The organism is Aquimarina sp. AD1 (assembly GCF_003443695.1).
GTDB classification, from domain to species: Bacteria; Bacteroidota; Bacteroidia; order Flavobacteriales; family Flavobacteriaceae; genus Aquimarina; species Aquimarina latercula.
Map to the genome: position 1 here is coordinate 600,001 of NZ_CP031966.1, position 25,262 is coordinate 625,262.

The window sequence follows — 25,262 nt, forward strand, 5'->3', positions numbered from 1 at the left end:
TTCACAGGTTTAGATGCCATTATTTCATAATATCCGCAAATTGGAAATCCGAATGATTCAATTTGTTCAAAAGCGTTTTCTAGCTTTGATGTTTGAAACTTTGGTAATTGATATTCAGTGTGTTTTTCTTTAAATAAAACAGGTTGATTATGATCAGGTAGCGTAGTGTACAATTTAAAATGTGCCTCCCATAATAATTCGTGTTTGTTCTTTTGTGTATATGCAAATGCACCTATTTTTATCAGTATACTTATTTGTTCAATGCTTATAGGTACTCTATCGACAAAATTGTTAAGTGATAAATAAGTTCCGTGACGTTTGCGTTCTGATAGTATAAGTTCTACAGTCTTATAATCTAAATTGCGTAACATGTTTAATCCTAGATAAATATGATTTTTTATCAGAATGTGCTCGTATTTGCTAGTGTTAATACACGGAGTTAGGATTTTTGCCCCTAATAATTTTGCTTCATGTAGATATACTTCTGGCCGATAAAATCCACCTCCATTATTTAAAGTAGCTACAAGGTATTCTAGAGGGAAATAGGCTTTCAGAAATAAACTTTGATAGCTTTCTACTGCATAAGAAGCAGAATGTCCTTTTGGAAAAGCGTATCCAGCAAAACTGGCTACTTGATTCCATATTTCAAAAGTTAATTTATCTTCATACCCTTCATTTTTACAGTTTTGAATGAATTTTTTTTGTACTTCTTTAAATTCTTTACGAGATCTAAATTTACCACTCATTCCTCTGCGTAGCACATCAGCTTCATCAAGGGTTAGTTTCGCAAAAAGATGAGCAACTTTTATTACATCTTCTTGGTATACCATAATTCCATAGGTTTCTTTCATGAGATCTAACATAATAGGATGCGAGTTTTTTCGTCTTTCGATATCATGTTCTCGTAAGATATATTCACGCATCATCCCACTTTTAGCAACTCCAGGTCGTATAATAGAACTTGCAGCAACTAATCCTAAATAATTATCGGTTTTGAGCTTACTTAAGAGCATACGCATTGCAGGAGATTCTACATAAAAACAGGCGAGACATTTAGCATCTCTTATTAAACCATTGATATTAGGGTCTTTTTTAAAGCTATCTATATCATGAATATCAAAGTTTGCCTTTTCTGGTTGATTATATTTAATAATCTGTATTGCTTCTTTAATCTTAGCGAGTCCACGTTGCCCCAAAATATCAAACTTATATAGTCCAAGATCTTCTGCAATGATCATATCAAACTGTACCGTAGGAAAACCCTTGGGCGGTACATCGGTAGCTGCATAATTATGAAGTGATTTATCACTAATCAATATACCGCTTGCATGAATACTTATATAATTAGGCATTCCTTGTATAAGTTGACTATAAACAATTACTAGTTTATGGATATGATCTAAAGAATTGTAATCATAATTACCTTCACTAAGTTTATCGATTTCGAATTTAGGTAAACCAAATACTTTACCTAATTCTCTTACAGCTCCTTTATAATGGAAAGTTACATATGCTCCGAGTAATGCGACATTTTTGAATTCTGAAAATATGAATCGTGTAATATCCTGTCTATCTCTCCAAGAAAAATCAATATCAAAGTCTGGAGGACTAGTACGATGTGAATTTATAAATCTTTCGAAGTATAAGTCTAATTCGATAGGATCTACATCTGTAATTTTTAGAAGATAAGCTACTATGCTATTGGCACCACTACCACGACCAACATAGTAATATCCTTTTTCCTGAGCATATGAAATAATTCTCCAATTAATTAAAAAATAAGAAACAAAATTCATTTTAGTAATTAAATGAAGTTCTTTTTTTAATCTATCGAGTACTTTTTTTGTTGGTTTTTTATATCGATATGGAAGCCCTTTATCACATAATTTTTTTAATAAGAGATTATCTTCTTCTATACTTCCAGTATAGGTTTTTTGATTTAATGATGGCTTGTTTTTAGAAAAGTTGAAATTTACATTACATTGATTCAGTATGATTTCGGTATTTTTTATGATAAAATTAAATTCAATAAATTGTTTTTTAATTTCATTATTGGGGATCATTTTTTCTAAAAAACATGCTTGTTGATTCTCTGGTAAACGGCTCAATAGAATATTATTATCGATAGCTCTTAGTAAACGATGCGCATTAAAATCTTTTTTACTTCTAAAAGTTACAGGTTGTAATGTAACAAGCTTGCTTTCTAGTTTTAGATACTTTGAAAACTTAAGTTTAGCTAAATCTTTTATAGAAACACCTATAAATTCATTTGATGAAAAATTATTTTTTTTTGTTTCTATAATTTGTTTAAAAGGGTATATGATAAAAACATTATTGAATAGTGGAGCGTTTTTAGGAAATTCAATTTTATTGTGAGAATGGTAGGATAAAAAATCATTTAATTCTTTATATCCTCCGTTATTTTTAGCAATACCTACATATAGTTGTTGATGATTATTTCTAAAATCAACACCTACAATAGGTTTGATTTTATATTCTTTCGCTTTTCTAATAAAGTTTAAACAAGCTGATGTATTATTAATATCTGTTAAAGCTATGGCATTTACTTTATTTTCTTTAGCAAGTTCTAATAATGTTATTTCGGAAAAAGTTCCGAATCGTAAACTATAATACGAATGGCAATTAAGGTACATGTTTATTGTTTTCTATGTGCTAATACAATTGGAGGTTGACCATTAAATGGATTTTGCATTCTGCCAATAGTTTTAGATCCCATGGCTACAGCTCTAATTACGCTACGATCTCCGTATTGACTTCTAATATGATCTAATGCTTTGTATAGATTAAGTTGTTTTTCATTGTCTTCAAATAGGTTTATTTGGTAATTTCCAGTTACTAGATGACTAAATCTGATACCTATTAATCGTACTAATAATCTTTTTTGATACAATTTTTCGAATAGTTCTAAAATTTTAGGAATTAGAATATGATCAGCACTGGTGTATGGAATCTTAAGTTGTTTGGAATATGTATTAAAATCAGAATATCTGATTTTAACTGCAATGCATGCAGATAGTTTATTTCCTCTACGCAATTGATAAGAAAGGTTTTCTGTCATTGCTATAAGAATGTTACGTAGTTTGTAAACATCTATGGTATCTCTATCAAATGTTCTTTCTGTTGAAATAGATTTACGTTCAGAAAAACCAATAACGGGAGTATTATCTATTCCATTTGCTCTTTTCCATATAGTTAATCCATTTACTCCTAAAACTCTTTTCATAACATCTACAGGCATATCTTGTATTGTTTTTACTTGCCGTACTCCTAGATTACGAAGTGTTTGAAAAGTTTTGTCACCAACCATAGGGATTTTTTTTATAGATAACGGAGCTAGAAAAGGTTTTTCCGTACCAAAATCAATTTTTAATTGATTATTAGGTTTCGCTTCATTAGTAGCTACTTTAGATACTATTTTATTTTGAGCAAAACCTAAAGATATTGGTAAACCGGTTTCTGATATGATTGTTTGTCTAAGCTCTGAGGCATACTTATAAGCACCAAAAAACCTATCCATTCCTGATAAATCTGCATAAAATTCATCGATACTTGATTTTTCAAAAACAGGAACTTTATCTTTAATAATTTCTGTAACTAGATCAGAGTATCTACTATATGTACCCGCATTACCTTTTATGATTGTAGCTTCTGGGCATAGTTCTTTCGCTATCTTCATAGACATTCCTGAGTGTATACCAAATGCTCGGGTTTCATAGCTACAGGCTGCTACAACACCACGATCACTAATACCACCTACTAGTAAAGGTTTTTTTTGTAATGAACTATCAATAAGACGTTCTACAGATACATAAAATGTATCAAGATCAAGATGTAATATAGTTCTCAATATTTAGTTTTATGGAATTTTTCCAAATTTATGGAATATTTCCATAATATTTAATGTATGGCTTTAAATTTTATTCACATTAGATAAAAAAAAACGACATCTTAATTTAAGATGTCGCTTCTAAAAAATTTTATTTTGGGGCTACAAAATAAAATTCAATTGTATTAATTTTCTGTGTATCCAGCGAATTGTTGCATAGCACTTTTAGTAAGTTCTTTAGCTCTATTTACATAAAAACTTTTTGTATCATTTAAAGTTTCGTTTTGTAAATCATTTTCACTTCTTAAATAATCCTTTTGAGATTCGAAGATTGATTCATCATCAAAAGCTATACTTAATTCTTGTAAAGCACTTTCTAATTTTTGTAACGCTTGCTCTGCTTTAGCTTTTACTGCTGTTTGTTCTTTTAGTTCTGCCGCACGTTGAGCTTCAAATTCTGCTTTAGCTTTTTGCTGTTCTGCAATTTGCTGTTGTAATTTTTGTTGTTCTATTGCTAACTGACGTCTTTGTTCTTCTAATTCTTTTTGTTTCTGTGCTACTTCTTCAGAAGCAACTGCTATAGCTTCTTCTTCTTCACTAACAGTCTCTACTACATAAGAGTCACTACTACCATTATTTGCTTGGCAGTCTGTTAATTGTTCTAATAACTTAGGACCAAGATCTTTTGCTTGTTTTGCATAATATCTGCTTCGCTCATAAGTATCTTGATCTAGTGAACTTACCATATTAGTTTTAGCTTCATAAGCTGTTTCATTAGCTTCTTCACAACCACATTTATCAGCAAGAGTTTCTACTTTTTCAAGAGCTTCTATTGCTTTATCAGCATATTCTTGAGTGTGAAATACATTATTAGCTCCGTGCGCTTTCTTAGAATGTGAATATGCATAACTAGCAGCAGTTAAAGCATCTTCATAAAGATTTTGGGCATTGGCCTGGGGAATAAAACAAAGTAAAAATAAGATGGATGCTATTCTTTTCATTTTTATGGGGCTTTTTAATGAACAGTACAAGTATACAATATTTTCTAAGTAACATCCAAAAATAAACGTCATTAATCGATGAAATGCGTACTTTATCTTAATTTTTATGGGTTACCCATAAACAAAGTGATAGATATCCTACTGTTTAATGAAGGTTTTCATCATTTGATTCACTCATAACGAAGTTAGTCGTTACGTATTGTATAGTACCTATGTAAATTATAATTTTAACGTTTTACAAAAGTTATTATGTAAGTTTATTATGTATATTACGTCCATAATTCCCTATGAAAGAACTTATCATATCTTCGATAAACCATAATCTAAATAATGCTATTGCTTTATTAGACGCAATAACTTTAGAAACTTACTGTAATGCTTCTGTAGGGCCATACTATTCTAGTATAGGTTCTCATATGAGACATACATTGGATTTTTTTGATTGTATTATTAATGGATTAGATACTAATGATATTGATCTTACTGCTCGTAAGCGAGATGAAATTTTATCTACAAATATAGAAGCAACAAAAGATCATATATATACACTACAAGAAACGTTACTTTCTTATGTTGATGTAAATACGGATTACCTGATTCATGTTACTGATAATATGGGACAAGGAAAAGTTACAGTCAATTATACTTTAGAAAGCATTCTTGCGCACGCAAATAGCCATGCAATTCATCACTATGCTACAATAGGGTATATTCTTAATCAACTTAATGTAGAAATTAAAATCTCAGGATTTGGCTATAATCCTACTACTCCTGTAAATAAGCGAGAAGGAATCTAATATAGAAGAGTGTAACTTGCTTAATTTATTCTATTTATAATTTATTCTGTTTTTTATAAGTGATATTTTTATTTATATAATGTATATGTAGTAGTTTGTATTTTATATATACTTTCAATATATATAATGTATATATTGGTAATTAGAAAGACTTATTTTCTATTGCTTTACAATATAATATTAGATGTTTTATGTGAAATATATAGTTGTCACACAGTAATGTACTAATTTTAAAAGTTATAGATAAGATTATTTTTTTAGAAGTTTTTATTCTTAAATGTATTTATCAAAAAGTTTGCATAATATATTTAGGATAAATTTCTAAGGTTATCTTTGATATATAATAATATGTAAGAGGTAAATAAGAGTAGTTACTATGGTTAGATTAGAATACATATTTATTGCTTTCTTTACAAGTGTTGTTATTTATGGTCAGAATTTAGATGATGATTGTGAGTTGTGGCGAAAACAAATGGATACAATTTCAAGCTCAGAATCATTGTTTAGACTTAGTAATCAAGCTATTTCTAAAGTAAATGATGAATGTAAGATAGAAATTTACTTAGCATTGATTCACACATATAAGTATATCGAAAAGTTTGATGAAGCATTAAGATTTTGTAATCAAGCTATAATGCTTGGAGAAAGCCTCAAAAAAGAGAAATCACTTTCAAGTTTGTATATAGAAAAGGCTAGTATTTTATTATCTCAAAATCATAAAGATGAAGAAGCTTATGTATGGTTAGATGAAGCTAAAAAGATATTGGATAAAGATTTTAAAAATGATGGGTGGATTCTTTATTATAATACGAAAGAATTAATAGCAAGAAAAAGTAACGAATATAATAAAGCAATCATATATGCAGATTCAGTTATCAGTTTCTTAAATAAAACTAATAATGAAATTGGGATACCAACTCGATATCAAAACATAGGTTTGTATCACTTTAATTTATCTAATTATGAAGAATCAGCTAAAAATTTACTAAAAGCAATTCAGCTTAAAGAAGGTCAAAATAATATTTTAGATTTAGAGGATATATATTATTTTTTAGGACGTACTTATTTAAGATGGGAACATTATGATACTGCAATAAAATATATAAATAAGAGTATTCCAATTGCAAAGGAAAGAGGAGATAATTATGTTTTATTATTATGTTATTCAGAACTGGTTAAATGTTATCAGAAATTAAATAAAAATGATGATGCTATTAGAGTTGCTGATTATGCTTTAAAATTAGCTCGTGATCAAAAAGATTATGTTCAGATGTCTGAACTATTAAAGGAAAAAGGATGGATATACTTCGAATATCTTAAACAAAACGATAAAGCCGAGATATATTTTAAAGAAGCTTACCAAATAGCAAAAAAATCTAAAGATGATTCAACACTATATGCTAGCATTAGAGGTTTAATAGAAATTTATCTTCACGAAAAAGAATATGAAAAAGTAAAAAGTTACTTGAAATCTTTTGAGAATATAACTAATAAGATTAATAGTATACATTATACACAAAAATTCTATCAAGTTTCTAGTAGATATTATCAAAAAACAGGTCAATCATTTCTAGCTTTAAATCAACTAAAAAAATATTATTCAATAAAAGATTCTATATCCAGCGAACAAGTAATGGTTAAAGTAGCTGATCTAGAAAAAAAGTATGACACTAAAAAGAAAGAATTAGAAATAGTCACTCTTAACAAACAAAAAGAAGAGCAAGAACAAATAACAAAACAAGCTAAGACTAAGCAATATCTATATTTATTAGCAGCTGTTTTTTTGTTATTGCTATTAGGAATAGGAGCTTGGGCATTTAGAAAATTGAGAAAACAACAAAAAGAATTGGTTTCCACAAACCAAGTTAAGAATCGTCTTTTTTCTATTATAGCACATGATCTTAGAGGAATGATTATTCCTTTCCAACGATCAGGAAAAATATTAAAATATCATATAGAAAAAGGCAATCACGAAAAGACAATAGAATTATCTCAATCATTAGAGCAAAACTCAGAAAGTTTATCCAATATGCTTGATAATTTATTGAATTGGTCTTTAGAACAGATGAATGGCTATAAAATGAATGCTCAGATAATATCTATAAAGAAAGAATTAACAGAGATCATATCATCATATCATCAACAGGCTGTTTACAAGAAAACTAATATAGAACTAAAATACGAAAAAGATTTTTCCGTTAATTTTGATAAAGGAGCTTTTCATGTAATTTTTAGAAATTTAATAGGTAATGCTTTAAAGTATACAGAAGAAGGAAATATTCGAATAGAATATAAAAACGAAAATGAAGAGTTTTTATGTTCGGTAATTGATACTGGAGTTGGAATGCCAAAAAGTAAACTAGAAAATCTTTTTAATTTAGAAGAAAAAAAATCAACTATAGGAACACAAGGTGAAAAAGGAACAGGGCTAGGGCTTAATCTTGTTTATCGCTTTATAAAAATGCATAAAGGAACGATTAGTGTTTCTTCAGAAAAAAGAATTGGTACGCGATTTGACCTAAATTTCCCTTTGATAAAATATAAACTTTACGAAAAAATAGATCATACGGCAATCTCTGCATAAAACTTTTAAAACCAAATACCTACTTGATATGATACCGCAAAAATTATTGTTATTACTATTTAGTTTTTTAGTATCGTTCTCTATATACTCTCAAACAGAGAATGAGCATTGCAAACGGTGGCATAAAACAATGGATACTATCCAAAGCTATGAGGTAGCATTTAAGTTTTGTAGAGAAATGATTAAGAAAGTTGATGAAAAATGCAAAGCAGAAATACAAATATCTAGGGGTTATATGTTTTTGAATCAAAGAGATGTAGATTCATCTATTTATTATTTAGATAAAGGTATTAAGCTGGCTAAGAAGGTCGATGATTCAGAATTATTATCATCTGCATATGGTAAGAAAGCTTATAGTTTTGCTCTTCAAGGAAATAAAAAGGAAGCAGAATTGCTCCTGAAAAAGACAAGAAAAATATTAGTCGATTATCCAGAAAATGAAAATTGGATATTTTATCATCAAACTCATGCATATCTCGCAGATATAGATGCAGATTATAAAAGAGCTTTAAGTCATACGGATAGTACTGTAATTATTGCCGAGCGTAATAATCTTAAAGAGTTTTTAGCTTCCTGCTATGGTAATAAAGGGACATATTCTATGAGATTATCTCAGTATGAGCATGCTGTTGATAGTTTTCTAAAGGCTGTTGAAGTTTTAGAAAAGGAAAGCAAATCATCTCAGTTGGATGCTTGTTATTCTATGCTAGCTTCGGCTTATAAAAGATTAGAACAACATGATATAGCTATAAAATATTTTGAAAAAGCTATAGAAGAATCTTATAAAACCGAAAATAACTTTATAAGAATGCTTACCTATTCAAGAATGGCTGATGTACAAAGAAAATTAGATATAACTAATGAAGCTCTTATTTCTGTAGATTCTACAATTGGAATAGCAAGAAAGTTAAATAATAAAGGTTTTATCGCAGATGGACTTCACACAAAAGCAACAATTTATTTTGAAAATGTAGAAAACTATGATCAAGCAGAAATCTATTTTAAAAAAGCTTATGAATATGTTTTAGATGCCAAATCTATTAAGGTGATAGATAATATGATGTTAATTTCTGCAATAGATGGAATGGCAAAAATAAACCTTAAAAAAGGCAAGTATAGTGAGGCTAAAAAATTTATTGATTTATTAGAAAAGAAAAGTAAAGAATCTAAAATACTAATTTTTGAAAAAGCACTACATTACTACAAAAGTGATTATTTTGAAAATACGGGAAATCCTGATAAAGCTTTAGTTCATTTTAAACAATATCATTTTATTAAAGATTCGATTTCTAATAAAGAATTAAAAACTAAAGTAGCAGATTTAGAGAAGAAGTATGACACCAAAAAGAAAGAACTTGCTATAGCGACTCTTAACAAACAAAAAGAAGAGCAAGAACAAATAACGAAACAAGCGCAAGCCCAACAAAATTTGTATTTAATAGCAGCTGCATTTTTGTTTTTGTTGTTAGGAATTGGAGCTTGGGCTTTTAGAAAGTTGAGAAAACAACAGAAAGAATTAGTTTCTACAAATCAAGTTAAGAATCGTCTTTTTTCTATTATAGCACACGATCTTAGAGGTATGATAATTCCTTTCCAACGATCAGGTAAAATATTGAAATATCATGTAGAAAATGGGAATAATGAAAAAACAATAGAACTATCACAAGCACTAGAACAAAACTCAGAGAGTTTATCCAATATGCTAGATAATTTATTGAATTGGTCATTAGAACAAATGAATGGATATAAAATGAATCCTCAGACAATTTCTGTGAATAAAGAGTTAACAGAGATCATATCATCATATAACCAACAGGCTATATATAAGAAAACCAAAATAGAATTAAAACATGAAGATGATTTTTCTATTAATTTTGATAAAGGAGCTTTTCATGTCATTTTTAGAAACCTGATAGGCAATGCATTAAAATATACCGAAGAAGGAAATATTCGAATAGAATTTAAAAACAAAAATGATATGTTTTTATGCTCGGTAATTGATACAGGAGTAGGAATGTCTCAGAGTAAACTAGAAAACCTTTTTAATTTAGAAGAAAAAAAATCTACTATAGGAACACAAGGTGAAAAAGGAACAGGGCTAGGGCTTAACCTAGTTTATCGCTTTATAAAAATGCATAATGGAACTATCAATGTTTCTTCAGAAAAAAGAATTGGCACACGTTTTGACTTAAGCATTCCCATAACCATATCGCTGACTAAAGAAGAAGGGGCAATTTCTAAACCTTTATCAGCGTAAATAAAGCATACAGATCATGAATATTTATATAGTAGAAGATGATATATTTCATCTAGAAGATATTAAAATCACTTTAGAAGAATTGGGATATTTTTGTGTTGGTAGTTCAGGTGATCCATTTGAGGCACAAGAACAGATAGGAGAGTTGAAACCAGATGCAGTAATCTTAGATATTCATCTAAATGGGAGAGAATCAGGTATTGCATTAGGGTATAAGATTAAAACACTATATGAAATACCAGTATTTTTTGCTACTTCAGACAATGATAAGGATGTAATGAGTAAAGCTGCAACCATCAATCCAGCAGCTTATCTAACAAAACCAATAAATAAAGATGATTTACAAGCTGCATTAATATTGGCTCAAAAACAAGAGATTAATTCAGAAAATCACGGAACTAATGAGCCAGAGAATATATTTGTAAAAAGTGGAAATAAACTGATTAAAGTGAATTTAAATTCGATACTTTTTGCGCATACAGATTCTAAAAACTATTGTTCTATAGTTACTACAGATCACAAAAAATTATCTGTAAGATATTCTATATTAAAATTAAGTAAGAAACTTCAAAGCTTAGAATTTGTACAAACACATAGATCTTATATTATAAATTGGAATAAAATAGATTCATTACATGAATATGACCAAACCATAGAAATACAAGGACATCATATTCCTATTGGTCGGACTTTTAAAGAGTATATTTATAGACGCTTAAAGGTGATCTAACTTCTTTACTTCGATAAATAATATTCCTTTTTCTTCTTAATTAAATTGTTAAACAATGAATATCACCACTTAAAGCAATAGTTTTAGTAGAAACATTACAATCCCCCTGAGTTTTACAAATGGTTAGTTTTGTAAAACAATTGACTATATTGGTAACTTGATCTGTAGTGTCTTGTGATCCTCCATTAAATTTATCAAGATGATCCAATCTAGCTATTTTTATTTTATCTAGACTTATTTTTTTTCTTTGACTATTTTTCATTTTTCAAAAAAGTTAAAGTATTACTATATTATCCAAATCAATGGATACTGATATTTTATATTTATTATTAAAAAACTTCTAAATTTTATTTAAATATTAGTGTCAGTTGCAGTAGTACCGATACTACCAGCACCTGTTTTTGTAGAAGTTGTTTTTGTATCTCCAACTGTGAGTAAATCATTTGGATCTATAAGTACCGTACCATCTTGTATATCGTAGAATGATCCTCCAACAATAGATCGTAGGTTATTCAGTTTAGCTATTTTAATTTTGTCTAAGCTTAATTTATTTCTTTTTTTCATAGTACATGTTTTGTAGTGTAGATATAAAAATTTCATTCCATACAGATAGAAATACTACTCCCAGCACCCGTTTTAGTAGAAGTATGTGTGCCAATATCATCACATGTTTTAGTATGAGTTCCTGTAAGTTCTGTAATAGTTGGAATTTCAGTTGAAGTTGTAGGTATAGAACCACCCCAAATTGCATGTGTATTATTTAATTGAGCAATTTTGACTTTATCCAAACTCAATTTTTTAAGTTTTCCCCTTTTCATATTGTTTCGATTTGTGTTTTCACAATCTACAATTTTAGTCATAATAATACACGTAAATATTCTTGAAATTTATAAATTTCAAGATAACAAAAAGTATTTTTGGTGCTGAATATTAAGGTTTTATGTGTTTTATGAAATAGGATGGGTATATGCCTGTTTTTTTATGAAAAGCAGAAGAAAATGATTGCGCATTTTTAAAACCAACTTCTTCTGCAATAGCCTGTATTGTATACGATCGTAATGACTTATTAGAACTAAGTTGATCAACTGCAAAATCAATTCTTAAATTATTCAGGTAATTTGCAAAATTTACATTTTTATAGACATTGATGATTTTTGATAAATATGCACTATTGGTTTGTAGTTCTTTCGCTAAAGAATTGAGTGTATAATGCTTTTTTGCAAATTGTTTTTTATCTTCAAAATCATGAAGCTTTTTTAAAATTGTTTCTATTACATCAGTAGGAATATCTATGTCAGGTTTTTTAGTTAATTCTTCATTGACATTTTTAATAATCTCTGATTGATCTACTTTAGGTTGCTTTTGTTCTTTTAATAATTTCTGAAAGCGTATTTTGTTTAGATAACTTTTTCTAAAACCATAAATAGCAATCAATACCAAAATTATGGATAATGTAATTAAAAAATTAATTGTATTATTCTTTAAAAAAGTATCTCTTTCAAATTGTTTTATGAGTTTTTCTTTTTCTGACTTTAGTTCTGCAGCATCATATTTTTTAGTAATATTTCTTGTTAGGCTTACTTGATTTGCATGTCTAATGCTATCAAGTTCTAATTGCGTATTAAGATATTCTAGTTGTAACTCATAATTGTTTTCGGATTTTGCAAAAGCCTTTAAATAATCATAAATATTAATAATATCTGGGATTACATCTTTTGTTTTTCTTAGTATCGTATCCGCTTTTTTAAAATGAAAAATACTTTTTTCTTCATTTCCTAAGTCCTTATAACTTCTGCCAATGTAGTAATCGCAGGTTGCAATTCTTGTTTCTGAATCATCAAACTTGGTAATCAATTTTTTTCCTTTTTTTAGGCTATCAATTGCTTTACTATAATTGTTTAGCAAATATTGATGTATTCCCGATGTTACTAAAATATATGAGTAAACTGTAGAATCATTTGTTTTTAAGGTTTCTTTTATTCCTTTTTCGATAGTTGTTTTTGCTAGCGCTAAGTCTTTGGTATGGATATAAGAATCTGCTAGTGCAAATAACACACGGTTGTAATTGAATTGATCTTGATGTTCGGGTTTTTGTTCTATGAAGTTTATATATTCATTAAAAATAGTTAGTGCTTCTTCTCGATCACCAGACATATTTTTTAGTAATCCGATATTAAATTTTGCTATCAAATATATTCTATCATTACCACTTTTTTTAGCAGCTTCAGATGCTTTTACATAAAGTTCTAGAGCTTCTATATATTGTCCTAGCTCATATTTAATTACACCTTTTTGTAAATAACTTACAGATGGGAATCTTAAATAGTTTTTACTTTTGGTAATACTAATGACACTATCTATATAGGCAACCTTCTTACTAGGCTGATAAAGAGATAAGAATAGGTAAGCATTTGCCATATTTAATGTGTCAGACTTGCGAATAGCACTATTAAGATGTGTTTGGGCAATTTTTACTTTTAAAGAATCTACTTTTTCTTTTCTTATAAGATTTACGAGCTCTATATAATTATCCTGCGCAACCACAAATTCACCTGTCAATAACAATATGATTACATAAATTATAGATAGATTTTTGATCTTCATTAGTAGAGCCCTTTTCAACAGTGTTGTTTTGATAATAAATTATATCATACGAATGTAAAGATTTAATAGTGATCTAAAGAAATAATTATAGTGTTTTATAGATAGTTGAAATTTATAAATTTCAACTCTTAATTTATAAATGCCAATAATAAGTATTTGTATTCTAGCTTATACCCTGATTAGATTTGATAAAGTGAACATCAAAAAAGCAAATACTATGAAACCCTATAACCTAGAGTCGGATGATGCTTATTTAAAAGAATTAGATATTGATCTTAAGGATTTAAAAAACACATCGCTAAGTAATCTCAATGCATCACTTACCATACAAAAACAGATAATTAAACATACTGATGACGGTATTGTTATTGGATTTTATATTAAATCCAAACACGCAAGTTTAGGATTAACTAAAAAAGTAAACTCTTTTTATAAAAATTCATTAATGTTTCCTGAACCACAAGAAACGGGACTCATAAAAGAAAAGAGAAAGGAACAGTCAACCCATTTATTTATTAAATGTGGGAATAAGTTAGTTAAGGTAGCAATTGATACTATTATTTTTGCGCATACAGATTCTAAAAACTATTGTTCTATTATTACTTCGGATCATAAAAAATTATCAGTGCGTCACTCCATAACTAGTTTATTAAAAGCATTAAACCGTAATTTTTTTGTTCAAACTCATAGATCATATATTGTAAATTGGAATAAGATAGATTCGTTTTATGAGCAAGATCAAACTATAGAAATTCAAAATCATCATATTCCAATTGGTAGAACTTATAAAGATGAACTATATAAAAGAATAAGAATCATATAATTCCATAAAAAGATTCGTCAAACATATGATTTTAATTTGGCGAATCTTTTTTCAATACACAAACAAGAGTCTCGTTGTTAATTTCTCTTTCCATCAAAGGATACTCGTAGAATTTCTCCGTCGATTTCTAGGTCATTAAATGTCATATCAATTTCTATTGCTGAAGAATATTCACCTTCTACTATAACCGAGGTATATTCATCAAAATCGTTTTTTCTTCCAAATTGGACATCGTGAATGGAAGGTATGTCATTACTAAAGTCTAAGCGGTATGTTTTGCAACCTGTCTCGATGATGGTACATATTCCTTTTCTTGTTTCGGTACCGAAAGTTTCGAGTTTTCCTTTATAGATACCAATAGTTTTTCTAGGAAGGTTACTAATTTCCGAAGAATTACAGTTTAATAGTACCCCATAACTATGATTATGCTCTAAAATACAACTAGTAGCACCACTTTTTTTATTGGAACTTGTATTGATACTTACATTTCCGGTTTCTAATAAAACATTTCCATTTGCTATTGAAATCCCTGTATTCCCAGTGCTTAATGATAAGTTACCATTGTTGTTCGTTATTTCTGATCCTGCAGTGTTTAAATGAATGTTATTACCAGTTATTGTATTGGTATCATCATATGTGTTATTACCTTCGTTAATACTTCCTGAAAAAGCTATTGTGTTAGCAGCTGTAGATCCTATAATAAGATCTCCTTCTTCATCAACTGTAATAGCTAGGTTTTTACCATTATAAATAACTGTGGACGTATAAGTGTCATCATTTTTAATAAACTTTATACCTGATATAGAAGGAATTCCATCACTAAAATAAAAAGCGTATGTTCTATATCCTTTTGTTTTTATAGTACAAGTACCCTCGGTGTTTACCATTGTTGCTCTTCCGTTTGCAGAAAGAACACCTGTATATTTTGTAATTAATTGTTCGGGTAATTTTGTGCTAGTCTGTGCATTTATTGTAAAAGATTGCATGACCAATAAAGATAACATCAATAATGAGCTTTTAATGGATAAGGTGTGACCTGGTTTTTTCATTATGTTATATTTTATTTATTATAAAATAGGACGATTATTTGTTTCCTATTTCAAGATTAATTTAATTCCTATGCCTGCGTATGGAGTAAGCTCACCAATTTCGCTGTTAAAATGATAGGTTTCATTTACTTTTATATTTAAAGTGATTACTGGTGAAAGAAAAATATCAGCATCTACACCTGCATATGCTCCATAGATGAGGTTTTCTGTTTCTACAGTTAATATTTGATTGTTTCCTATGTTATTATCACCATCGTTAATAATTTCATATCCAATAGTACCGCCGCCGCCTAATGCAAATGCAAATGTTCTAGAGTTGTTCCTAAGTATATCAAAAAAGAATCCTGCATTAAATGAATATGTATTTATAGGAATGTCAATATTGTTTTGTTCTAATGTTGTAAAACTACCTTGTAAATTAAATTGGATATAATCAAACTCATTAACTTTATAATCCCCAGTAATCATTCCGCTAAAACCATCTTGGACAATACCTCCATTTATAGAAAATGCTACTTTATGACTCTGAGCTAATAATGAATTTGAATATGACCACAGCACAAAAGTAAATAGTGATATATATAGAATTGGTTTTTTAATTCTTCTCTGATTATTCATTCGTAATATTTTGTTTTTCAAAATTTTGGGAAGCATTCAGAAAACGAATTAAAAGCTTATTGTAATGTCACGTATTGTTTTGAGGATTTTGGTTTAGATTTTATGGATTAATGTATAGTTTTTAGGGTTTTTTGTTTGAGATGTTTTTATGTTGGATATCGATTTTTATAAGCTTTTAAAAAAAAGAATCATTCATCCACAAAATTATGTCATTAGACCACTAATCAAATTAAATGATCAATTTTTCAAACATATTTGTATTAATAGATGTAGTCTTTAAGCTAAATATTGATTTATGAGAAATTTATATTTGAGAGTTTTTGCAATATGTACGTGTTTAATTATTTCGTGTACTAAAGAAATTGAAGCAGATCTTATAACAACCATCATAGAAGATGATTTCGAAGATGTAAATAATGTGTTATTAAAAATAGTAGAGGATAATCCAGGTAACACCCTTAATTGGGGTGATAGTTTAGATAATATTAATAATTGGGAAGGACTTATTATTGAGAATAATAAACTAATTGGGCTAGATATAGAAAACAAAGGAATTAAGGTACTTACTCCAACAATTAATTTATTAGAAAATCTAACAGTTTTAAAACTTAAAAATAATGAGTTAAGCAATATTCCAAATGAGTTGTTTGACCTAAAAAGACTGGAAAATTTATCACTATCAGGAGGAACTAATTTGACAGTACAAGCGGATGATTTTTTACCGGGTTTATTTTCTTTATCTAATTTAAAGGAGCTTAGCTTAGATCGAATTGGTATTAACGAAATTGAAGGTATAGGATCTTTGAACCAATTAGAAAAGTTGATTTTGGAAGATATTCTGTTAGATATTATACCTAGCGATCTAGGTCAGCTTACACTTTTAGAGGAACTAAATTTTACAAATAATAATTTTTTCGAAATACCTGAAGGTTTTTTTAGATTAATAAACTTGAAAAGCATCTCTCTTATTAATAATAAGAACCTTACGACTATACCTGAAGGATTTGGGGTTTTTACAAAATTAGATTCATTAACAATAACGGGAAGTGAAGGAATACAAAAATTTGCTAGTAGTATTTCTGAAGCTACGACACTTAAAAAACTAGATTTATCCAATAACAATATAGGTTTTTTAACTAATGAAGACGGTATTATTCCTGATGAAATAGGGATGTTATCTCAACTAACGGATTTAAATTTGGAGAATAACGATATTAATTCAATTAGTGCTAGAATAGGTGAGTTGGTAAATCTAAAAACAATTAATCTTCGTAATAATAAGATTATTGATATCCCTATGGAACTAGGCGCATTAACGATTTTGGATATATTGGATGTGTCTGGAAATTTAATGCTTAACGAAATTCCTGAGGAGGTTTGTAAATTACAAGATCTAGGAGCTATCATTATTAGCGAGGGAGAATGTGGAGATCTGAGAGTAAGTTCTGAATACGGTTTTAATACCACAGAAGTAGGTGTTAGTTCTCTATTTTTTATAGATGTTGTTTTGGATGCGGTTATTGATCCCGTTTTTGTTGATGGTGACGGCCCGTTTGATTTAGATTTTGGAGAAATAGGTTTTGAAATCCATGAAGTGAATATTGAAGATGTATTAAATAGAGAAGATACTCCAGATCAGGTTCTTGTTAACCAGACTGCGACACAGCAATTCATTAATGGAACTAATAATTTATCGTATGAACTTATATCACCTTCGGTACCAAATATAGACTTGCCAGAAGGAAGAACATATCGTGTAAGATTATTTAATACAGAGTTTAGTAATGTAAAAACCTATTTACCTGCATATGAGCTAATGGTTTTAGAATAATATAATATTTTAATTTGATATCATCAATCAATTATAGAAAAAACCTCATCAATGTTTATATTGATGAGGTTTTACATTTCTATTTAATCTAAAAACAGCGTTTTTAGTTACAATTTCTATGTGGACAAAAGAAAGGCATATTAGTGACCACTCCACAATCGCATCCATCGTATCCACCATTTACTGTCTTCTGAGCTTTTTTGTTGAGGATTTTTATTCCTTCTAAGTTTAATATGTTTTTTTTCATTGTGCGAAAATTTAAGTTATTGAAATACTAGTATTTGGTATTATCTTAAAATACATAATTTACCAAATGGCGAACTAGGAACAGAAACACATTGGTAATTATAACTGGCAGTAAGATCGATGCAGTCATTATTATTATGACATGGTAATAATCCTCCGTTAATTGTTTTTTGTTGTTCTTTAGTTAAAGATGTTCCTAAGTTTGATAAGTTATTTATCATAATGTAAAATATTAAGTTATTTTATTACACGATGTAATAAGTGTATTTAAGATATTAATCAGAAAAATGATAATATCTATACAGTGGATTTTAAGTCTATAATTGTGGATGAATTACATTCTGATGTGGAGTTTTCTAAAAGAATAGAACTGTAGTTATATGTTTGATAAGTGTATCAGAAAACTTTAAGTAATCTTAGAATAAAAAAAGAGAATTATTATTAGCTTTTAAAAATATAATTTGAAATAGGATATATAAAACTATTTAGATACTAAATAGGCTATTGTCATTACTTGCTGGTTTATTTTTATCAACTGTATTGGATTTAGTTTTTACTTTGGGTGGAGTAGGAGGGTTATGCTTTTTTCGATCCTTACCAAGTTGTTCTCCCATTACTAAAGAAGGTTTATTATCTTTTTTTGGTTTTGTAGTTTTTCCAAGATTTAGAAGACTGGTATGATTAGTTTTATCTTTGGTTGGTTTAGGTTTAGGAACTTTTTTAGTTACTGGTGTTATAGGAACTTTAGTTGTACTAGGTTGTTGTTTTTCTTTTTTTAATTCCGTGGTAGACTCCTTAAATTGTTTAAGAGGTGACGTTTTTTTCTTTTTTTTAGTAGGAACCCTAGTAATAGATTTGATTCTGGGTTCTTCTTTAGGAATTACTATATCTCCGAGGATTATGGAAGGTTTAGAGATTTTTTTCTTTTTTGATATTGTTTTTTTAGGAATAATAACCTTTTTCGTAGGAGGTTCTTCTTCTCTTAGTAGATATTGATCCTCTTCTTTAAATTCTAATACTTCGTCTAGAGTGAATTCTTGCACGGGTACTTGGATAAAACTATCAAAATGATCAAAACTTTCATTGTCATTAACACGATTTATCAATATTAAAGACTCTGATTCATTGGCATATCTTTGTTGATGTATTTGATTCGTAATTATGGGATATTCTACCAGCCATTTTTGCTCAGCAATCCACGAAAACCTTAGCACATCATTATGATCGTTAATGATACTTATGAATGAATTAGGATCTGGAGATAGATTATTAAAATAATCGACCACCTCATTTTTATTAACAATAATGCCATTGAGTTGATTTTCTTTGATGATATCTTTTAGGTAGGTTTTCATTTAATTTGATATACCATTATTTATTAGAGGTACTAATTCTGAATTTTTTCAATTAGACTAAGATATTTATTCCTTGTATCTTCTACCAAATTGTTTTTTTCAATATGGCTGTTTAGGTTATTAATAATCTTTTCCCTATACTCATCTGGAATTTTATCGAAGTTCTTTTTTATTGCGTGGAAAAAAAATAAACCAGAACTTTTTTTAGGTGGGATTTTAGGCATTGATATAATGTAATCCCATTTACCGTCATAATTATCAAATTGAGGTAGCTTATGAATAAACCTAGCAACAGATATTTTTATTTTATTGCTACTATGATTTATATTTTTCTTAAATAAATTAAATATCTCTTCATTATTTATTTTATACATTGTCGCTGAGAATCCAAGCGTACTAATAATGTTATTTAATATTTTATCATCTGATTCGTGTTTTTTTGCTAAAAACATGATTTTTGTGATAACATCTTCATTCTCAAAAAAATCTTTTCTTAAAGTATTAAACTCGCCAGAGGATTCACTGACTAAAATTTTGGTTACCGAGAGAATTTCATCTGCTGATATTTTCTCTATTTCTTTGAATTTCTCTTCTAAAAAAGTTATTTTTTTCATATTCATATTATCAGCAGGGTTTTATTTTTCCTGTATCAGTAATTCTACCATTTTTAGCATTTTTCATTTGTTCTTCCATTTCTTTTTCTGAAAAAAACACTTCATCGCTATTAAGTTTGTCTGGATTATACCCGTGATAAAAACCTGGGTTATTATTCGATGTCCTACGTCTATTAAGTAGAAGATTATTTTCATTTACATGTTCATGATACAAAGCCGATCCTTCTAAATTTCGAGTAGTCCTTCTATCTGTTAGATCATCTAAATAACTTATTTGGCTAAATATTTTACCATCCTTGATGTGTTCACCTACTCTTATCTGTACATCTCGCTTTGTAATTCCATGATATACCACATTTCCATTATCATCTAATAGTTGGTAATAAGTGTCTAACCCAAAAGGATCTACCCAAGCATTACTATCATAAGTATACGCATACATCGTAGGATTATTACCCGCCAATCGTATTGGATCTTGAGAAATATAAGTTCCTTCTTCAGGATTATAATATCGAAAACGATTATAATATAAATCAATTTCAGAATCTTCATATTGACCCTGAAAACGGAACGGACAATCCTGCAATGAACCTGTTACAAGGTTACGAATTTTTCCATAGATGTCATATTCTGCATGCCATGTTTTTTCTCCATTACTATTGTACATTTCTATAGGAGTCCCGAGATGATCTGTAATAATAGAATAGGTGTCATTTTCTGTTATTTTCGCCGCAGGTTTAAATCCACCTTGATCAAAAACCCAAGTAATAAGATTTTCTATAGGTTCTTTTTTATCTTTTGATAATAAACCAGATGCATCAATACTTAATTTAGGTTTGTTCTTAAGATTATAGTGCCATTCATGTAAGAGGACATTCCCATTCCATACAAAACGAGTAATTAAGTCAGGATTGTTTTCTGTTTTCTTTGATAGATGCTGTTTACTAATTTTTGTTGTTCTTCTTCCCAGTGCATCATATTCCATTTCAACAACACTTCGATCTGGACGATAGATACTTTTAAGCATTCCATTACCGTTCCAATCATATTTCCAAGTTCCTTTGGGAGAGGATTTCTTAATTAAGTTTCCTTCATCATCATATTCGTAGGTTTTATTTCCAGAGGTTAATAGTTGACCATTGGCACCATATGTACGATCTTTTTGAGTTTTTGTTCGGTATAGATTACCAACTTCATCTGGTAATTTATAATCATAGGATTTGTCTTCATATTGAGCCCAAGCCAAGTTATTGAAATCATCGTAATCAAAATTGACAATTCCTTGAGCTAGGTTATCTACAATTTTCTTTAGTTTATGATTGACATCCCAAGTGTAAGTTCTTCGTCTAGTTTCGACCTCTCGTTTTTGAACAATCTGTTGTTTGTGTCGTCCTGCCTGATCATAACTCCAATTAGTTTTTATTCCGCCTGGTAAAGAACGTTCAGTTTCCATACCTAGACTATTGTATTTAAAATTAGCTTTCCATATGTTATTATCGTGATTTTTAGCTTTTACGGATGAAACTTCTCCGAGTTCTGTATATTTAAGACGTATGGAAGCACCTAAACTACTTTGTGTTTTAGATTGCTGTCCTTTGTCATTATAGCTAAAGGATATCGTATGCCCATCCTGTTCTTCGGAAATAACTCTTCCGGCTTCATCTCTATTGATTTTTACTATTGAGTTTGGATTGACCGCTTGTGTTAATAATCCATCTTTATTATAATCAAATGTAGCCCAGGAATCATCATGATATTCAATTCTAGAAACACGGCCACCTTTATCATATTCATAGACACTAAACTTATGATTAGATTTTTCTTCTTTAATAATCTTTCCAGCCTTATCTCGTATAAAATTTCTAGTAATTTGATCAAAACCTTCTTCTCTAATAATATTTCCTAATGCATCTCTAGTAAAATGATAGGATTCTTTATGTTCATTGATTAGACCTATTAGTTGTTCTTCTTTATCATATCTAAACAAAACTTTTCGACCGTCTTGTTCTCTGGATTTCAAATTTCCTTGAGATGTATATTCATATGTAAGAATTCTTCCATTATCAATTGCTTTTCTAACTCTTCCATAACTGTCATATTCTAGTTGTATCTTGTTTTTATCGGGTAACCTTATTGTAGATAAATTACCTAACGGATCATACGAAAATTGCTGTTGATGTTTTGCAGGGTTGATCGTTTTAATACATCGTCCCCAAGCATCGTATTCCCAGAAAGATTCTTCTCCGTTTGGAGAAATCATGCGATTTAAGTTATGATCATTATCATAAAAAAGCTGCACTAGATTTTCATTTGCATCTGCAATTTTGGAAATTAAACCATGCTCATTATATTCAAAAGTTTGCATAGTTTGATCTGGATACATAATAGTATTCAACTTATTGTTTTTGAAGAACCTTGAAAAGATGCCTCCTTCTGGTGATGTTTGTAAAAGTAAATTCCCTTTATCATCATAAGAAGATTCTACTTCAGCTCCATCTGGGTAACGGACTGATGTTTGGTTGCCATGAGTATCATATGTGTATTGCGTTTGTAATCCTTCCTGATCTATTGTTTTTATTAGTTCGCCAAATTGATTATACTCATTGATAGTAATACCATCTAATGGATCAATAATTTTTACAGGAATGTTGTTTTCATGATGATAAATGGTTCTATTTCCATAAGAATCCCTTACCTCATTGTGTTTTTCATAATATTTAAATTTGTAGTCTAAAGTTCCTCCTTCTAACCAAGTACGAGTACACCTAGCACCAGTTTGATATGATTCATATTCCCAATAACAAGTAGCACCTTCACGATGCGTTTTAGAAACCATTAAATGATTCTTGTAAACTGCGATTACCGATTTACCAGAAGCATCTGTAATTTTCGCTAGATCTCCAGCTTCATTATATCCATAAGTTACCAGAGTTCGTTTTTCAGATCGATGATGTTGGGTGATTTCTATTATTCTTTGTGCTGTATCATAATGAATCTTGATTTTCCTATTAGCAGTGTCTACGATTTCATCGAGATAATCATCTTGATAATTAAATTGGATATTGGTTTGCCCATCCTTTATGATTTTGGAAATCTTATAAGTTCTCGAGTGATCAGTTAATACATAAGTAAGTTGATCGTTATAATCATAAAGGTGATAAGTAGAGGAGTTAATATAGGTTAGTTGAAGTTTTTCTGTTCTATTGAATTCTGATTTTTTTTCATTGTTAAGTAAAGAGAAAAAAGCAAGTCTTCCATCACCAAGGGTGAGTAGTATATCTTCTGGTCTTGTGGTAAGATGTATATCATAATTATGATGTACACCATGACCTAGAGGACCTTTATAAGCAGAGTCTGAGTACCAAATTCTTTTCCAGCTGATGGGAATATTTCCAGGGATTTCAAAATCAACATAATCGTAGATGTTTACACCGGTAATTACATCTACCGGATCGCCTTTACATACACTGTTTTTATTTGTATTCTGTGAACCGTTTTGAGAATTTTCAGGATTATTTGCCTTACCGTCTGTAGTCTCTTCTGGCTTTTGTTTAGGGGTTTCAGGAGAAGCGTTTGTTTTATGTATTTGAGTTGGATCTTTACCTTCATTAAAGGCTTTCATAACCTCTCTCATTTGTTGGTATCTTTCCTTAGAAGTTTTTGCTGTATTCCAAACGTGTTTTAGTTCTTTTGCATAGGGTAATGTACCATAAATGTTTCCGGTTACTTGGTTGAAAATTTCACCTTTAACACCAGACCACGCAGTTTTTAGATTAAGATTTTTTAAAAATTCAGGGTCGAATAATTTAGCTCCTTTTTTTAAAACTCCAGAGATAGGAACAATAGTTTTTACAACCATTTGACCAGCAGCCTCTCCAGCAGCAAAGTCATCTCCTGTGACCATTACGTCATTGAGTTTTGTATAATCATCAACATATTTTTGTTTTATGTCACTAGGTAGATTTTTTATCTGTTCTTTGATGAGTTGATTTTGTAATTCATTTTGTGCTAATCGATCATAAAATGCATCAGTATCTTTCCAATTCAAATATGCAAGATATCTGGGGTCTCTATAAAAAGCAAAAGCTGCCATATCATCAACAGATGTAGCTACTCCAACAACAAGTTTAGCTCCACCAACAACTGGTTCATAAAATCCTTCTTTTGCAGCTCCCCAGCCATACCCTCCTAATCTTTTAAAATAACCTTCTACGCTTTCTCCTGCTTCCAGATACACCGATTTTTGAGGCATTCCAGCTTCAAGATCTCTAGCCCATTGTGCTCTTGATGATGGATCTGGATTTTCACTTTTATTATCTAAAGCTTGAGCACTCGTTCTTTGACGATTTATTTCCTTTCCAGCGTTATCCCAAAAAGCTTCTTGTTCTTTTTTACTCTCATCAGTGATTACTTCTTCTCCATTATCTATAGCTTTTTGAGCTGGCCTTACAAAGTCTTCTGTTGAGTATTCATCAAGACTTTTTTTCTTCTTATCCGTTTCTGAAGGTTTTTGGACATCTGTTTGTTCTGAATCTTCAGGATTTTTATTTGCGAAATTATCATGTTTTTCTGATTCAGAGATATCTTCTAGATCGATTTGGACAATACCTTCCGGATAGGTTTTACAAGTAGTTTGACTAGAACTAAGTAAAAACCCTGAACTGCCATTCTTTACATTTTCTGTAACAGTATTGGTTTTCCATTTGTTCAATAGAGGGACACATTGACGTAATGTGTTTTTCGGACAGGTACAAGTACCAAAACGTTCGAAGATAACATCTTTATCAGTGGCAGCAATAGCGCCTGATATTTTTATGTTTTTTGGGTTAGCTATTAAATTAGCGGGTCCTTTTCCGAAAGAACATTTAATCTTTTGACCATTATAAACATATTGTCTAGCCATATA

Annotated in this window: 20 protein-coding genes (1 of these 20 running past the window's edge); 6 read left to right on the forward strand and 14 right to left on the reverse strand. The window is 29.5% G+C overall.

Annotation, left to right across the window (positions count from 1 at the left end):
- From D1815_RS02825 to D1815_RS02835, 3 genes are all read right to left on the reverse strand, one after another.
- On the reverse strand, positions 1-2,654 hold the 5' portion of the coding sequence (locus D1815_RS02825) for a DNA polymerase III subunit alpha (protein WP_118385848.1). 304 nt of this gene lie to the left of the window's left edge; 2,654 of the gene's 2,958 nt are visible here — the first part of the coding sequence; the start codon lies at positions 2,652-2,654; its stop codon lies off the left edge, out of view.
- A 2-nt stretch (positions 2,655-2,656) separates the two neighbouring features.
- Positions 2,657-3,871, reverse strand: coding sequence for a DNA polymerase IV (locus D1815_RS02830; protein WP_027393532.1), 1,215 nt, complete (start codon positions 3,869-3,871; stop codon positions 2,657-2,659).
- A 161-nt stretch (positions 3,872-4,032) separates the two neighbouring features.
- Positions 4,033-4,848 (reverse strand): hypothetical protein, encoded by an 816-nt coding sequence (locus D1815_RS02835; protein WP_027393533.1) that lies wholly within the window; start codon positions 4,846-4,848, stop codon positions 4,033-4,035.
- A gap of 287 nt (positions 4,849-5,135) precedes the next feature.
- Here D1815_RS02835 and D1815_RS02840 point away from each other — a divergent pair, with 287 nt between their 5' ends.
- The 4 genes from D1815_RS02840 to D1815_RS02855 all read left to right on the forward strand — a co-directional run bounded on the left by D1815_RS02840 (position 5,136) and on the right by D1815_RS02855 (position 11,216).
- A complete protein-coding gene (locus D1815_RS02840) occupies positions 5,136-5,645 on the forward strand; it encodes a DinB family protein (protein WP_027393534.1) in 510 nt (169 codons plus the stop codon).
- Positions 5,646-6,021: 376 nt separating this feature from the next.
- A complete protein-coding gene (locus tag D1815_RS02845; RefSeq protein ID WP_118385849.1) occupies positions 6,022-8,229 on the forward strand; it encodes an ATP-binding protein in 2,208 nt (735 codons plus the stop codon).
- Positions 8,230-8,359: 130 nt separating this feature from the next.
- Entirely contained in the window at positions 8,360-10,486 is a 2,127-nt protein-coding gene (locus tag D1815_RS02850; protein ID WP_158594505.1) for an ATP-binding protein, read from the forward strand.
- Positions 10,487-10,502: 16 nt separating this feature from the next.
- The gene (locus D1815_RS02855) at positions 10,503-11,216 is read left to right on the forward strand and encodes a LytTR family DNA-binding domain-containing protein (RefSeq protein WP_108805286.1); all 714 of its coding nucleotides are present in this window, start codon (positions 10,503-10,505) and stop codon (positions 11,214-11,216) included.
- Positions 11,217-11,256: 40 nt separating this feature from the next.
- On the opposite strand, the gene D1815_RS02860 is transcribed toward D1815_RS02855, so the two are convergent.
- The 4 genes from D1815_RS02860 to D1815_RS02875 all read right to left on the reverse strand — a co-directional run bounded on the left by D1815_RS02860 (position 11,257) and on the right by D1815_RS02875 (position 13,820).
- Entirely contained in the window at positions 11,257-11,478 is a 222-nt protein-coding gene (locus D1815_RS02860; RefSeq protein ID WP_108805287.1) for a hypothetical protein, read from the reverse strand.
- A gap of 89 nt (positions 11,479-11,567) precedes the next feature.
- Positions 11,568-11,780 carry a hypothetical protein gene (locus D1815_RS02865; RefSeq protein WP_108805288.1) on the reverse strand — a complete coding sequence of 71 codons (213 nt, stop codon included), beginning with the start codon at positions 11,778-11,780 and terminating at the stop codon, positions 11,568-11,570.
- Positions 11,781-11,812: 32 nt separating this feature from the next.
- Positions 11,813-12,034 (reverse strand): hypothetical protein, encoded by a 222-nt coding sequence (locus tag D1815_RS02870; RefSeq protein WP_147404445.1) that lies wholly within the window; start codon positions 12,032-12,034, stop codon positions 11,813-11,815.
- A gap of 112 nt (positions 12,035-12,146) precedes the next feature.
- Positions 12,147-13,820, reverse strand: coding sequence for a tetratricopeptide repeat protein (locus D1815_RS02875; protein WP_118385852.1), 1,674 nt, complete (start codon positions 13,818-13,820; stop codon positions 12,147-12,149).
- A 217-nt stretch (positions 13,821-14,037) separates the two neighbouring features.
- Here D1815_RS02875 and D1815_RS02880 point away from each other — a divergent pair, with 217 nt between their 5' ends.
- Positions 14,038-14,643, forward strand: a complete 606-nt coding sequence (locus D1815_RS02880; RefSeq protein WP_158594525.1) for a LytTR family DNA-binding domain-containing protein — start codon at positions 14,038-14,040, stop codon at positions 14,641-14,643.
- 77 nt (positions 14,644-14,720) lie between these two features.
- On the opposite strand, the gene D1815_RS02885 is transcribed toward D1815_RS02880, so the two are convergent.
- Entirely contained in the window at positions 14,721-15,692 is a 972-nt protein-coding gene (locus D1815_RS02885; RefSeq protein WP_118385853.1) for a hypothetical protein, read from the reverse strand.
- A gap of 45 nt (positions 15,693-15,737) precedes the next feature.
- Complete coding sequence (locus D1815_RS02890; protein WP_162897330.1) at positions 15,738-16,310, reverse strand: conjugal transfer protein TraO; 573 nt, start codon at positions 16,308-16,310, stop codon at positions 15,738-15,740.
- A 295-nt stretch (positions 16,311-16,605) separates the two neighbouring features.
- On the opposite strand from D1815_RS02890, the gene D1815_RS02895 reads away from it, so the two are divergent.
- Complete coding sequence (locus D1815_RS02895; RefSeq protein WP_118385855.1) at positions 16,606-18,141, forward strand: leucine-rich repeat domain-containing protein; 1,536 nt, start codon at positions 16,606-16,608, stop codon at positions 18,139-18,141.
- Between the two features lie 103 nt (positions 18,142-18,244).
- Here the strand turns inward: D1815_RS02895 and D1815_RS23530 are convergent, their stop codons facing one another.
- The 5 genes from D1815_RS23530 to D1815_RS02910 all read right to left on the reverse strand — a co-directional run bounded on the left by D1815_RS23530 (position 18,245) and on the right by D1815_RS02910 (position 25,259).
- Positions 18,245-18,388, reverse strand: coding sequence for a hypothetical protein (locus tag D1815_RS23530; protein ID WP_162897332.1), 144 nt, complete (start codon positions 18,386-18,388; stop codon positions 18,245-18,247).
- 40 nt (positions 18,389-18,428) lie between these two features.
- Complete coding sequence (locus tag D1815_RS23535) at positions 18,429-18,608, reverse strand: hypothetical protein (RefSeq protein WP_035085607.1); 180 nt, start codon at positions 18,606-18,608, stop codon at positions 18,429-18,431.
- 264 nt (positions 18,609-18,872) lie between these two features.
- Entirely contained in the window at positions 18,873-19,742 is an 870-nt protein-coding gene (locus D1815_RS02900) for a hypothetical protein (RefSeq protein WP_118385856.1), read from the reverse strand.
- A gap of 32 nt (positions 19,743-19,774) precedes the next feature.
- Positions 19,775-20,356: a hypothetical protein gene (locus D1815_RS02905; protein WP_147404290.1), complete on the reverse strand. Its 582-nt coding sequence runs from the start codon at positions 20,354-20,356 to the stop codon at positions 19,775-19,777.
- A 10-nt stretch (positions 20,357-20,366) separates the two neighbouring features.
- Positions 20,367-25,259, reverse strand: coding sequence for a DUF6531 domain-containing protein (locus D1815_RS02910; RefSeq protein ID WP_158594476.1), 4,893 nt, complete (start codon positions 25,257-25,259; stop codon positions 20,367-20,369).
- Positions 25,260-25,262: the final 3 nt, after the last annotated feature.